The sequence below is a fragment of the Rahnella bonaserana genome, assembly GCF_019049675.1.
Lineage (GTDB): Bacteria > Pseudomonadota > Gammaproteobacteria > Enterobacterales > Enterobacteriaceae > Rahnella > Rahnella bonaserana.
In genome coordinates this window covers 305,229-319,382 of the sequence record NZ_JAFMOW010000068.1, presented here as the reverse complement: position 1 = coordinate 319,382, position 14,154 = coordinate 305,229, and the positions used below count along the sequence as shown (strand labels likewise).

The 14,154-nt window shown below is 49.2% G+C and carries 10 protein-coding genes; 8 read left to right on the top strand and 2 right to left on the bottom strand.

What is annotated here, in order from left to right:
- Positions 1–43: 43 nt before the first annotated feature.
- From J1778_RS23060 to J1778_RS23030, 7 genes are all read left to right on the top strand, one after another.
- Complete coding sequence (locus J1778_RS23060; RefSeq protein ID WP_217175132.1) at positions 44–2,587, top strand: type VI secretion system Vgr family protein; 2,544 nt, start codon at positions 44–46, stop codon at positions 2,585–2,587.
- Between the two features lie 10 nt (positions 2,588–2,597).
- Positions 2,598–4,775: a T6SS effector phospholipase Tle3 domain-containing protein gene (locus J1778_RS23055; RefSeq protein WP_217175131.1), complete on the top strand. Its 2,178-nt coding sequence runs from the start codon at positions 2,598–2,600 to the stop codon at positions 4,773–4,775.
- Positions 4,772–5,455 (top strand): T6SS immunity protein Tli3 family protein, encoded by a 684-nt coding sequence (locus J1778_RS23050; RefSeq protein ID WP_238484859.1) that lies wholly within the window; start codon positions 4,772–4,774, stop codon positions 5,453–5,455. The genes J1778_RS23055 and J1778_RS23050 overlap by 4 nt, the downstream gene beginning before the upstream one ends.
- The gene (locus J1778_RS23045) at positions 5,452–6,144 is read left to right on the top strand and encodes a T6SS immunity protein Tli3 family protein (protein WP_217175130.1); all 693 of its coding nucleotides are present in this window, start codon (positions 5,452–5,454) and stop codon (positions 6,142–6,144) included. Before J1778_RS23050 ends, J1778_RS23045 begins: the two co-directional genes overlap by 4 nt.
- 177 nt (positions 6,145–6,321) lie before the next feature.
- Entirely contained in the window at positions 6,322–7,473 is a 1,152-nt protein-coding gene (locus tag J1778_RS23040) for an ABC transporter substrate-binding protein (protein WP_217175129.1), read from the top strand.
- Between the two features lie 51 nt (positions 7,474–7,524).
- Positions 7,525–9,498, top strand: a complete 1,974-nt coding sequence (gene cirA / locus J1778_RS23035; RefSeq protein ID WP_217175128.1) for a catecholate siderophore receptor CirA — start codon at positions 7,525–7,527, stop codon at positions 9,496–9,498.
- 84 nt (positions 9,499–9,582) lie between these two features.
- Positions 9,583–10,542: a D-2-hydroxyacid dehydrogenase family protein gene (locus J1778_RS23030; protein ID WP_217175127.1), complete on the top strand. Its 960-nt coding sequence runs from the start codon at positions 9,583–9,585 to the stop codon at positions 10,540–10,542.
- 77 nt (positions 10,543–10,619) lie between these two features.
- Here the strand turns inward: J1778_RS23030 and J1778_RS23025 are convergent, their stop codons facing one another.
- Positions 10,620–10,952, bottom strand: coding sequence for a DUF496 family protein (locus tag J1778_RS23025; protein WP_217175126.1), 333 nt, complete (start codon positions 10,950–10,952; stop codon positions 10,620–10,622).
- A gap of 157 nt (positions 10,953–11,109) precedes the next feature.
- Positions 11,110–12,207, bottom strand: a complete 1,098-nt coding sequence (locus tag J1778_RS23020; RefSeq protein ID WP_112291615.1) for an FUSC family protein — start codon at positions 12,205–12,207, stop codon at positions 11,110–11,112.
- Positions 12,208–12,813: 606 nt separating this feature from the next.
- Here J1778_RS23020 and J1778_RS23015 point away from each other — a divergent pair.
- Positions 12,814–13,920 carry an acyltransferase family protein gene (locus J1778_RS23015; RefSeq protein ID WP_217175125.1) on the top strand — a complete coding sequence of 369 codons (1,107 nt, stop codon included), beginning with the start codon at positions 12,814–12,816 and terminating at the stop codon, positions 13,918–13,920.
- The last annotated feature ends 234 nt before the right edge of the window (positions 13,921–14,154 follow it).

The following is a 14,154-nucleotide window of genomic DNA, read 5'->3' as shown; positions in this document are numbered from 1 at the left end:
GCACCGGTTTAAAAAAGGATATCCAGCACAAGGAAATAAAAACATGGCCGGTCATGTCATTTCACTCGCGAAAGAAATTTTTAATCCTGTTAATAGTCAAAACCGTTATTTACTTCACTTATTTAATTCTGACGTTATTGCTGATATTGAATCATTCACCGGATATGACGCCTTAAGCACGCCTTATTACTACGTTATCCGCTTCACGTCACATCAGAAGGATATTCCCGACGCAAGCCTGTTAAAACAATACGCTTCTTTCGAGATGCGCATACCGGATCCGGCCTGGTCTGCTTATTTACCCGGTTCAGCATACTGGAAAAAAAACCGGCAGGTCGAAGGAGTCATTACTGCATTTCAGCGGATCAGTACCTCCGCAGACGAATCCCTTTATGAAATAACTTTATCTCATCCTATGGCTCTGATGAATAATACGCGGCGCTCCGCGATTTATCAGGATATTTCTGTACCGGAATTAGTGAAACAAATACTCAAAGAGCATCATTTCGAAGGTTACGAAATTAATTTTGATGATCTGGCGTGGGTTTATCCCCGCCGTGAAATGATCACACAATGGGGGGAAACGGATTTACAGTTTATCCGCCGTTTGCTTTCTGAGGTGGGGATCTGGTTCCGCTTTGGGAAACACCCGCAGCATGACGACATTGTCATGATGGTTTTTGCAGACAGTCAAAGTCAGTACCTGTTTAATCACGCTATCCGCCTGTATAACGAGGCCGGAATGTCAGGCAATGATTATACGATCCGCGAACTGAAATCCCGTCATCACGTCGTCCCGGCCAGCGTGATGACAAAAAACTACTATTACCCGCTGCGCAACTATGACACCACCACAGAAACCATAGACGTAACCCGCACTGACGAAAAAACGCAGGGTACGCAGTACATTTATGCGGACATACATCAGATACCCGGAGACAAGTACTCGCACGGGCGCGGCCAGACCGCTGAGACCAGCGCTTTTTATGCCCGCATTCGCCATGAACTTTTACTTAATGAACAACACCAGCTGACAGGGATAACTGACAGCCCGCAGATCATGCCAGGCACTGAATTAGTGATTGATGGCAACCTTTCCGAAGCCTTTAAAAACAGCTTTGTCGTTACGGCCATGACGGCGACCGGTTCGCGCAAAAATGCGTACAGGTCAGAATTAAGCGGCATTCCTTACAGTGAAGATGTGTGCTTCCGGCCTGAACGTCTGCCGCGCCCCTGCATTTCCGGCACTATTCCCGCCCGTATTTCAGCGTTAAAAATCAATGACACGTTAGCGCACATTGACGCCTTTGGGCGTTACCGCGTGAAGTTTCATTTTGATCTACAGGATGGATGGAAAAAAGGCTACGAAAGCCTGCCGGTCAGGCTGGCCCGCCCTTATGCCGGTGATACTTACGGTTTCCATTTCCCGTTGCAGGATAATACCGAAGTCGCCATAGCCTTTGAGGGGGGCGATCCTGAACGGCCATATATAGCCCATGCCCTGCACGACGCAACAAACCCCGATCTGGTCACCAGCCGCAACAACTCGCGTAACGTGATCCGCACACAGCGAAATAATAAATTGAGGATGGAGGATAAGCGGGGTCAGGAACATATCAAGCTTGCCACGGAATATGGCAAATCGCAGGCGAATTTAGGCCATCTGGTTGACGCCTGTGGAAAACAGCGCGGGGAAGGTTTCGAAATCCGCACGGATAAACACGGCGCGTTACGTGCGGATCTGGGGCTGCATATCACGACAGAAGCACAGCCAAAAGCCAGCGGCCAGCAGCTGGACATGGCCGCGACGGTTGCACAGCTGCAGGCGGCTTTACAGTTAGCGCAATCCCTTGCGGCCAGCACCACGGCCAGTGATACCCCCGCCACCGACACCGGCAAACAACAGGCATTACGCCAGGCGGCTGACAAGCTGGCCGGACCGGTGATCGCACTCTATTCAGATGCAGGCATTGTCCAGACGACGCCAAAAACCGCACAAATCAGCGCCGGTGAAAACGTGATCACCACGTCGCATAAAGACACCTCGTTAAATGCCTTTGGCCGCTTTACGGTCGCGGCAGCGGAATTGTTTTCCGTCTTTGTGCGCAAGGCGGGGATTTTGCTTACCGCTGCGGGCGGACCGATCCACCTGAAAGCGCAAAAAGATGAAATCAAGTTAACGGCATTCGGGGACGTGATCACCACCAGCTCAAACGGGCGCATTTCTTTCAATGCTAAAAATGAGATCGTCCTGATGTCCGGCGGCGCGGGCATTCGTATAAAAAACGGAGTGGTTGAGGTGTTAGCCCCGCAGGGCATTCTTTATAAAACGATGGATGTCCGCTATCTGCCTGCGGCCAGCATTCAGGAGGCGTTACCGGTGTTTAAAGACGGCGAATTATCGCAGCAGTTTTTACTCTGCGCAGCAGGCGAACCGGATCACCCCCTTGCCAACCAGAAATTTATGCTGATTAAAAATGGCGTACAAACTCAGGGCATCACAGACGCTGACGGCCATTCACCCTTACTGAACCCGTCAGAACTGGAAAGTTGTTCGTTAAAACTCATTCACGACAAAAAAGAATAAGGAAATCATCATGACAGACAGCACAGAAAAAAAGACACCACCGCGCCCGCCGGTCTGGCTGGCGACCGGCTGCATCGGCGTGCCCACGGATGCGGGACCGTCAATGTACATAACTAAATGCGAAGTCCCGCGTCCCATGCCCTGCATTGTGATTTTGGTTCACGGCGTTAACGATGTGGGGGAAGCCTATCAGAATCAGGAAAAAGGCATTATCGCGGGCCTGAATCAGCGATTAGGCCGCAATGATCTGACGTGTCACGAATGGTCAGAGAAAGAATTCCAAATCAGGGACGCAGACGGAAAGCAGCAGACATGTACTGACACCGATAACAAACAGCGGGAAGTATTATCGGATGTGGCGTCCCCCGTTATTCCTTTTTACTGGGGTTACAAGCCGGTCGATCATGATACCTATGTGGCCGATCAGGAAGACTATATAAAGCAAATGCAAAAGACTTACCGCAGCCCCGAAACGCCGCTGCCGTATGACGCTTTTCAGGAATATGACAAATGGATAATTAAAAAACATGACAGGAAAAACATTGATAATTACGCCAACGTGTTAGACCCAAACTTTGCCAAAGGCGGCGGCACCTTTGCCAACGCCACAACAAATATCCCGGATATGTTCGGACCAGGCGCAAACGGGGCAATGATGGGTATACCCAAAGCCATGAGCCAGAACAACGCGCCGGACCGCACACACCCCATCTATGATAATCCGCACCGGATTTATCAGGCATTTGCCGCGCACCGGCTGGCCGACCTGATTATGCAAATCAGGCGAAACCCCACGACGGCAGAAGATGCGATCAATATCGTCGCCCACAGTCAGGGGACAATCATCACCATGTTAGCCAATATGATTGTTAAATCTAAGGATTTAAATCCCGCTGACTGCGTAATTTTCAATCATTCGCCCTATTCACTTGAAAACCGGATCATGGAAATGGGCTTGCCGGGTAATCAGCAAACCACCGCCGCCCGCGAAAAAACGTTTAAAAACTTCTGCGCACTCATGCGCACAAACGCAAGGTATCAGGACGGCGGCGACGGCCTGCACAGCGAAGCGGATACCCAAAAGCTTTACGATACGATTTGCATTAAAAAGGCCGGGCCGTGGTATCAGGATCCGCGCCACCGGCGTAATAATTACGGCAAGGTTTATAACTACTTTTGCCCGAATGATCAGACCGTATCCCTTGAACCGATACAGGGTTTCGGCTGGCGTGGCGTCCCTGACAAGATAGCCAACACCATCCCCAACCTGCGCCAGCGGGTATTCGCGCAGGATGAATTAGTGGGCGTGAAAGCGTCCGGCCCGTACCGGTTTGCGGGGCCAATAACGCAGGGTAAAGGCGTTTACACCGGCGCGGCGCACTGGTTTGCAAACGCTTCATACTCGTTTAATGATGTGACGGTGACGGGGGAAGAACTGCCGGAGCCATTTATTTTTGAATTGCAGGGGCAACGCCACCAGGGGGACGAAAAATACCGTTCAAAAATGAGCGGATCGGATATTGAGATCGCCAGTGCCAATCTTGCCAGTCAAACCACAATATCAGAACGGCGGGAGGTTCCCCCCTATGATCCTTTTGTTCAGATGCAGGCGGGACACTCTTTAACAATGAATGAATGCCGTATTCTGAGCGCCTATTTGTATCCGGCAGGGCAAGCCGTTGTAGAAAATGCGGCGATCATTGATGTTAACGGGGAAAAATATTTTTCATACCATCGGACAAAAACACCGGAAGAAATCAAAAAAGAAATCGACAAGGCACAATCCACGGTATTAAGTCAGCACTCATCGATTGTCATGAGTTATAAAGCGCCAGCCATGGCAATGGCTTACGATCTGGCTATCGGTCAGTGTAAATCTCACGTTATTGAGGATGGCCGTTTCTGGCGGGATTTATTACACCGTGCGGACTGGCGGCGGGAATATAACCCCAATGATGACACCGCAGAATATTACCTCAGCGGAAAGTTAAACAAAGATTTAATTAAAAAGTTTATGAACAATCCAGACGAGTATTTACCAAAAGGTATATTTGAGGTAGTTAATGATTACGGCCCCCGCACCCGTATTCATGCGGCCCGCTATCCTGCAATCCATAACCAGGAAATCCCTGTTTACCAGTGGCCGATGCCGCCCACGCTGACCGAAAAGGAATTAAAAAGAACATGAAAATGATTTCACGCATTGCCACCAGTCTGGCGGCTTTATTGATGATTGCCAGCGTCAGCGCCAGCGCCCCCCCTGCGCAGATTATTTACCGTTTTGACGATCATCGCTATCTGGAATTAGTGGGTTATTATTGCCAGGGGGCTTTAAATTATGTCGATACAAAACGCGGAATAAAATCAGAACTTTATAGCCAATTTTATCAGGCTTTTGGTAGTAAATTTATTCACCCATCTGATAAATATATCGCGATCCCATCTTGGGAGGTGGGAGGTTTTACAGTATCAAAAGACTATGGGCAAACATGGCAGGTTGCACCAATAAGTGATGGCAGACCAAACCGAAAAGATGTGATTTCATTCACTGTCGTTAATAATCGTGGATATATGCTGGTAAAAGACGGGCGTTTATACGTGAGTTCAGCGCCGTTTGATGATTTGCGCGTCAGAAAAGGAGGGGCGGGAATTGATTATATTATAGACGGGGAAACAAAACATCTTAACCCGCTTTCCGCCGGACCTAGTTGGGGCTTGGATTTTTTCAAAGAAAAGGATATGCCTAATTTAATTTATCAATATCTTTCAAACTGGCAGGATTTCCCGCAAAAAGTCCCCGAGGTAAAAAATTATCAGGGATGGGATCATATGAAATGTAATCCAGGTTTGGGGCTGGAGGATAAATGAAAATAAGTCCACGTTTTTCCGCCGGTCTGGCGGCGCTTTTACTGGTTGCCGGATGTTATAGCCGCACCAGCGAAAAACCGGCGCAAATTATTTACCGTTTTGACGATCACCGCTATCTGGAATTAGTGGGATTTTATTGTCAGGGAGCTTTAAATTATGTCGATACAAAACGCGGAATAAAATCAGAAGTGCAAAGCCAATTTTATCAGGCTTTCGGGGAAAAACTCATCCATCCCTCTGAGCGTTATTTAGTGATACCGCATTGGGATGCACGTGCATTGGCAGTATCAAAAGACTATGGGCAAACATGGCAAACAGCATCAATTTCAGGAAACTACTTCCCAAGCAGTAAAGAGGCCGAATCAATTACCGTTGTTAATGATCGTGGTTATTTGCTGACAAAAGACGGGCGGTTATATGTGAGTTCAGCGCCGTTTGATGATTTGCGCGTCAGAAAAGGAGGGTCGGGAATTGATTATATTATAGACGGGGAAACAAAACATCTTAACCCGCTTTCCGCCGGGCCTAGTTGGGGCTTGGATTTTGTCAAAGAAAAGGATATGCCTAATTTAATATATCAATATCTTTCAAACTGGCAGGATTTCCCGCAAAAAGTCCCCGAGGTAAAAAATTATCAGGGATGGGATCATATGAAATGTAATCCAGGTTTGGGGCTGGAGGACAAATGAAGAAACTCCCACGCATTGTCCTGGATTAGCCCTTCCGATCTTACCTGCCGCCCCAGCCGGGCGGTTTTACCCTCCTCGGCTTCATTCCCCTCTTCAAATGTAAACCGCATTGATAATCGTTATCGTTTCTTTTATTGTTAGCGCCTCTTCAGGGAAACGTAAAGGAATCGGAAGAAGATGAATTTTCAGCATAATATTTTCACCAGGCTCTGCGGCAAACGGCTCGCGGGCGGATTAGCCGGGCTCACGCTCGGTGTGATAAGCGTTACCGCACAGGCTGTCACCGTGACAGATATTGCCGGGCGCACGGTGACTGTGCCGGATGATATTCAGCGCGTGGTGCTCGGTGAAGGCCGGTTGTTCTTCGCCCTCTCCCTGCTCGAAGGCCAGAAACCTTTCGACCGCATTGTCGGCTGGCAGGGAGATTTCCGTAAGCTTGATCCGCAAACCTACGCGACCTATCAGGCGAAATTCCCGCAAATCGACAAGATCCCGCTGATTGGCAATACCAGCGCCGACAGTATCAGTCCGGAAAAAGTGCTGACGCTGAACCCGCAGCTGGCGATCTTTGGTTTGTCAGGCCACGGTCCGGGCAAAGGGAGTGAGCTGGTGAACCAGCTACAGAAAGCCGGCGTTCCGGTGGTGTTTGTGGATTTCCGCACCTCGCCGCTGAAAAACACCCTGCCGAGTATGGAGCTGCTGGGCAAAGTACTGAACCGCGAGAAGCAGGCGCAGGACTATATCCGCTTCTATCAGGACAACATCAAACGCGTCACCGATGTGACCAAAGACATTCCTGAGCAGGACAAACCGAAAGTCTTTATCGAACTGCGCGCCTCAACGGCCGATGAATGCTGCCGCTCCGCCGGTAACGGCAATATGGGAGATTTTATCGATCAGGCGGGCGGCGTGAATATCGCCAAACCTCTGCTGCCGGGCCCTCTCGGTCAGGTGAATCTGGAAAAAGTGATTGCCGCACAACCTGATGTGTATCTGGTCAGCGGTGGCGGTAAACCCGCAAAAGCCGGCGATCCGCCGCCTGCCGGCTTAGTGCTGGGCGCGCAAACGACGCCTGAACAGGCGAGCGCCAGTCTGAAACCTCTGCTGGCGCGTAAGGGCATCAGCACCCTGAAAGCTGTTGAAGATGGCCGCAGTTTTGGCATCTGGCACAATTATTACAATTCCCCTTATAACGTGCTGGCTGTGCAGGTCTTCGCCAAAGCGTTTTATCCGCAGAAGTTTGCCGAACTCGATCCGCAGCAAACACAAAAACAACTTTATAAACAGTTCCTCGCCGTCGAACCGACCGGCACTTACTGGACAGAGTAAAAGGGACGCTGCCCCGGGCTGCCGGGGCTTTTTATCTCACGGAGAGAAGAAATGGTTAAGGTTAAATTTACACCGGCGGTTAAAGCCGGGCTGCTCGCACAACTGATTGCTGCCGCGATGCCGGTAATGGCGGAAGACGCCAGCGAAGTGAAAGAAAAAGAAGATCAGATGGTGGTGACTGCCTCCTCCATCGAACAAAATCTTAAAGATGCCCCCGCCAGTATCAGCGTGATCACCCGCGAAGATCTGCAAAAGAAACCGGTACAGAACCTCAAAGACGTGCTGAAAGATGTACCCGGCGTGCAAATCACCAACGAAAGCGATAACCGCCAGGGCGTCAGCATCCGCGGGCTGGGCAGCGGCTACACCCTGATTCTGGTGGATGGCAAACGCGTGAACTCCCGTAACGCGGTATTCCGCCATAACGATTTCGATCTGAGCTGGATCCCCGCTGAGTCTATCGAACGCATCGAAGTGGTGCGCGGGCCGATGTCATCCTTATATGGCTCCGACGCGCTCGGCGGCGTGGTCAACATTATTACCCGCAAAGTCGGCACAAAGTGGCACGGTACGCTCAGCGCTGACACCACCGTTCAGGAACATCGCGATCGCGGCGACAGCGGCAACGGTAACTTCTTCGCCAGCGGCCCGCTGGTGGATGATTTACTGGGCGTGAAAGTTTACGGCGCACTGGGTAAACGCGAGAAAGATCAGGCCAGTTCCGCCAGCGGCAGCACCGGTCAGCCGCGTATCGAGGGCTATACTTCGCGCAACGCCAATGTCGAATTCTCACTGACGCCGGATGAAGATCAGGACATCACCTTCGGTTACGGTATGGACCGTCAGGATCGTGATTCCGATACGCTGGATAAAAATCGCATCGAACGCGAAAACTACTCACTCGGCCACAATGGCCGCTGGGGCTTAGCGAATACCGAATTGCGTTTCTACGGTGAAAACATCGAGAACAAAAACGCTGAAACCATCACCTCGAAAAACAACTCTCTCGACGGCAAAGTCGTGGTCCCGCTGGGCGATTACAACCAGTTCCTGACGTTCGGTGGCGAATACCGCAACGACAAACTGGAAGACGGCGTGAACATGAAAAACGGCGGCAGCACGCAGGCTAATCAGTACGCGCTGTTCCTGGAAGATGAGTGGCGTATGTTCGAAAATCTGGCGCTGACCGGCGGCGTGCGCATGGATGACCACGAAAACTACGGCGTCAACTGGAGCCCGCGTGCCTATCTGGTATACAACGCCACCGACACCGTGACGATGAAAGGCGGCTGGGCGTCAGCCTTCAAAGCGCCTTCTCTGTTGCAACTCAGCCCGGACTGGCAAAGTGCCTCCTGCCGCGGAAGTTGTAACGTCGTAGGCAGTAAGGATCTGAAAGCAGAAACCAGTGAAAGCGTGGAATTCGGCCTGTATTACGCCGGTCAGGAAGGCTTGCTGGAAGACGTGACCGCCAGCGCGACGGTGTTCCAGAACGACATCGACGACATGATCACGGTTATCCGCACCGCCAACCGCAGTCTGGCACCGACCTATCAGAACTTTGTCGGTTTCGACGCCAGCGGCAACCCGATATTCCAGTATTACAACGTCAATAAGGCGCGGATCCGCGGACTTGAAACCGAGCTTGGTTTACCGCTTACCGACCAGCTGAACCTCAGGCTGAATTACACCTACAACGACGCCCGCGATCTGAGTAACGGCGGTAACAAACCGTTGTCCGAACTGCCGTTCCACACCAGTAACGCGACGCTCGACTGGAAACCGCTCGATGCCTGGAGCTTCTATCTTTCCGCCAACTATAAAGGCAAAAGCCGCACCGTCACTGACGGCAACGCCACGCCGGGCGGATACACCATCTGGAACACCGGCGGTTCGTATGCGGTGAATAAAGCGGTGAAAATACGCGCCGGGGTGCTGAATCTGACCGATAAAGATCTCAACCGCGACGACTATAGCTATAACGAAGACGGCCGCAGATATTTCGCAGCGATCGATTACAGCTTCTGACAATAACCTCCGGCCGGGACACTTCACGTCCCGGCTGTTTCAGTGCTATATCTCTTTATCATTATTTCCAGATAAGGGATTTCCATGCCACTGCAATGCCTCATTCTTGATGATTACCAGAACGTTTCCCTTTCACTGGCTGACTGGCACTCACTGACGCCGCAGGTGGAATGCCGTGCGCTGACAGAACATATTGCTGACGAAAATACCCTCGCCGAAAGCCTGAAAGACGCAGAGATTGTGGTGATTATGCGTGAACGGACACCGTTCACCGCCGCGTTGTTTGCCCGTCTGCCCAAACTGAAACTCCTGATTACATCAGGTATGCGCAATGCGTCGATAGATCTCGCTGCGGCAAAGAAGCATGGCGTGACCGTTTGCGGTACCGGCAGCGGACAGGCCGCACCGGTTGAGCTGACCTGGGCGCTAATCCTCGGACTCGCGCGGCATCTGGTGACCGAAAATAATGCGCTGCGCCAGAACGGCCCGTGGCAAACTACGGTCGGTTTTGACCTGAACGGCAAACGGCTTGGCCTGCTGGGTCTGGGGAAAATTGGTCAGAAAGTGGCGCAGATAGCGAAAGCGTTTGGTATGGATGTGTGTGCCTGGAGCCAGAATCTGACCGCAGAACGCGCTGCCGGACATGGCGTGACGTTATGCGCATCCAAAGAAGAATTGCTGCAAACCAGCGACGTGGTATCCATTCATCTGGTGCTCGGCGACCGCACGCGCAACTTGCTGGGTGCGCAGGAACTGGCACAGATGAAACCGTCTGCCTTGCTGATTAATACATCGCGCGCGGCGATTGTCGATCAGCCCGCCCTGCTCGACGCATTGCAAAACGGTGTAATAGCCGGAGCCGGTCTGGATGTGTTTGATACCGAGCCACTGCCGGCAAATCATCCGTTTCGAACGCAACCCAACGTACTGGCGACGCCACATCTGGGCTACGTTTCTGACGGTAACTATCGGGTCTACTTCACCGAAGCGGTCGAAGATATTCAGGCCTTTCTGGCTGGAAAACCGGTGCGCGCTTTGGATTAAGGCTTAATCCTGAACGTAAATCACAGGCGTAAAAAAACCGGGCATCAACCCGGTTTTTGTATTGAGCAGCGCCGAAATTACTTGGTTTCGTGGGCTTTGATTTCGCCCATCGCTTTCAGCTTTTTGGACATTTCACGACGTTCTTTCGACAGGTCTGCATTGCGGATGATGTAATCATCAACGCGATCTTCATAGTCGCCGCGCATGCTGGCAATGATCGCCTGAATTTCGTCGATGCTCATTCCTGGCTTGATGTAATCGCTCAGGTTGTCGAGCAGCAAAACACGTTTCTGGTTGTCACGGATTTTCTTCTCGTTGTCAGCAATTTCGCGTTGTAATTTGTTTTTACGACGGAAAATGCGCACAAACTCCAGAACGTCCTGGAAACTCGGCTTATTGATATTGTCCATTTTAACACCTTCGATTAAGTTACACAGATTCAGTGACTGACTTGTCGCATCCCGTTTTGCCACCTGAAAGAATAGCGTAGCAAACAATGGCCTGCGAGCTCAGATAATCGTCCAATGGCTTCATCTTACCCGTTTTACGCCACAGACAAAAATCCCTTCATGCTTTCGTTGTTTTAACGCTGTTTATTTGAGCTTCTTCTTTCTGCATTGTCATGGTGATGAGGTCGCCCATAGACTTCAGTTGTTCCGCCACCTGCGCGCTCAGCCATACATAACCGTAGACCTGCGCTTCCAGATGATTTGCCGCGTTCATTTCTGCCATCAACGCTTTCAGTTCTTCAGCAGATTCATTGAGCTGATGATTGATGGTCAGTTCATCACCTTTCGTACCGTTCATCAGCATCAAACTGAGTTTTTCCAGCGTGCTGAGCATCAGCAACTGCGCACTTCGCAAGGTGCGGGCGTTGAGCATCAGGAAGTGGCTTTCGCGTGAACTCCAGTAAGCGTCGGCCAGCAGTTCCAGCGTACACAGCAGATTGCGACTCAGCGTCTGGATCGCATCAAACACTTCACGCGGAATATGTGATTCTTTACTGGCAGGCGCGAACAGTGAACGCATCTTGATCATCTGGCTCATAGACGTTTTCATTTTACCGTGCAGATGCGGACGCTCGAGCATGTTCGGCGACAACCACGCGCTGTAGAGTTTATTCAGCGACATCAGGTAATCGGCCATCTGTATACGCCAGTGAATAAACGCACGCTGCGGATAAATACTGGCGAAAAGCAGCGCCAGCAGGGAACCGAAAATCACATCGCCGGAACGCCACAGCGCGGTATTCATATCACCCGGCCCTGCGCCACAGACCACCGCCAGCGTAATACCAATCAGCAGCGCCATATAAGGGCGTTTACCGAGGGTCAGATAGCCGCTGACAAACATCACCACTGCGCACCACACCATCATCAGCGGAAAGGAATACAGTTCGAGCCATAAAGCAATCAGCCCTGAAGCCGAGCCTAGAACGGTTCCGCTGATACGCTCAAGCACGCGCTGAACGACGTTTCCCCAAAACGAAATCGGCCCCATCACCACGACCATGGTGATCAGCGGCCAGGTGCCCTCGGGGATTTCAGTCAGACGCACGATCACAAAAGTCAGCAAAAACGCCACGGCGATACGCAGCCCGTGAGTAATGCGGTAATTACGGTAAATGACGTTATCCAGCGGAGAAATTTTCTTGTCGAGACGCACGTTATGCCTGCCGTAAGGCTAGAATTCAAATTAGGCAGTAGTTTAGCCGAGTTGCCACAGGCATTCACCCCGGTTATGTCAGGGTTTTGGTGGATTGTTTGTGTAGAGCACGCCATTTTGACGATGCGTTCCATGTATGCGCTATTGCATATTTTTATGCTCCCCGCTGAACAAAGGTATCTCTCAATCATCTCTGCCGCATTCGCACTATAAATTCGTCAATCATCAAAGCCCTGCTTTGAAGCGAAAATCAGTCAGGTAATAGCAATCCTGCACAGACAACGGATTACTCTTAGTATTTATTTAATTGATTTTTATCAACAAAAACATTGAAGAACCTACCTCATTTCAATAAATGATATATAAAACTCCCTTTAGTTGAGACTTAACCCATAATCCATACTAATCCATTTAACTAAAATTAAATAAAAAGCACACAAAAACCTACACAAACAATACACAATTAACAATTTATTCACTATCATGCATAACATGCTATCGAATCAATTAACCTTGCTAGTTACAAGGTTGTTTAGAGTATCTGTCCGAACACTTTGATTATCAGTCGTTATCAGTGATAGGCCTTTTTATATAGAGTCTCATAAAATGAATAATATCGTGTTGAAACGCCTTCCAGGCTTGGATGGTTTACGTGGCTTGCTAGCGATCGGAGTCGCCCTATCTCACTCTTATAGCCATTTTACTGGATGGCATACTGGGTATGACATTTTCCATAACCCAGACTATGCAGTAGATATTTTCTTCATTTTGTCTGGAATCGTGCTTTATCATTCTTATTGTGAAAAAATAAAAAATAAATCTATTACTCCGGGTGGATTTATCCTTACCCGTTTCTTCAGATTATATCCACTCCATATAATCGCTGTAATACTCATACCAATATCACTGTACATTTCTAATGGTGTTTTTTTTCCAGAATGGGTAGGGCAAATTACTCCTACGAATGTAATTGGTGACCTTACTCTCACGAATTCTCTGGGCATAGGGTTTATACCTAAAACAAATATCCCCAGTTGGTCTATTTCTGTAGAGATGTTCGCAGGTACAACTGTGCTTCTTCTTAGCTGTACAAAAAGGTATATCCCATGGCTTCTTTTAATAGCCGGTGCAGTGTTGAGCTTATATCTACAGATGGATGTTAAAGGTGCGTCACAAGCAAAAATTCCACTTCTTAGTGATGGTGTGCTACGCTGTATTTACTGCATGTCTGCAGGAATTTGCGCTTATATTACCGTAATGAAATTCAGAGGTTTCATAAAAAAATATGAATCTTTTTTCATTTGGTTTGTCTCTGTTTCGCTAATGTTCATGATGATCGTCTTATTCGGACTCAATCTGACACCAAGCATTTATCTACCATTGACATTCATCGTTGCATTCGCTATTGCGACCCTACCACTTCTTAACTTTGACATAACGAAATTTTTAGAATCGAAAACATTAGTTTACCTGGGTAATACATCATTTTCTGTTTATATCATGCATACTCCTGTCATTTATCTTATGTTAGGTTTTAAAAGTCAGAATTTATACGAGAATGTCTTTTTCGCTACACTGGCTGTAGGGATAACTGTTTACATTTCAAAATTAACGCTCAAGTACATTGAATTGCCACTTTATAATTACGGAAAATCTCTTATTAATCGAAAAGTAGCAAAAACATGTCCTGATAACGACAAAAGCCCTGCATAGGGCTTTCATCTCAATCATTATCCAGGATGAATGCACCCTCCTCCCTTACTCTTCTCCCTTCCTGTCGTTTTGCAATGAAATTCGCTAACCCTTCAGCGTAGAAGTATACAAATACTCTTGCGCACAACCAAAAGGCTAAAGAGAACTTGTTTTTTTCAATTTTTCCATTAAATCAGGCGCTTGAACATTCTTACAGTGTGTACCTGTATAGCAAGCCAGACCACAAGAACATGT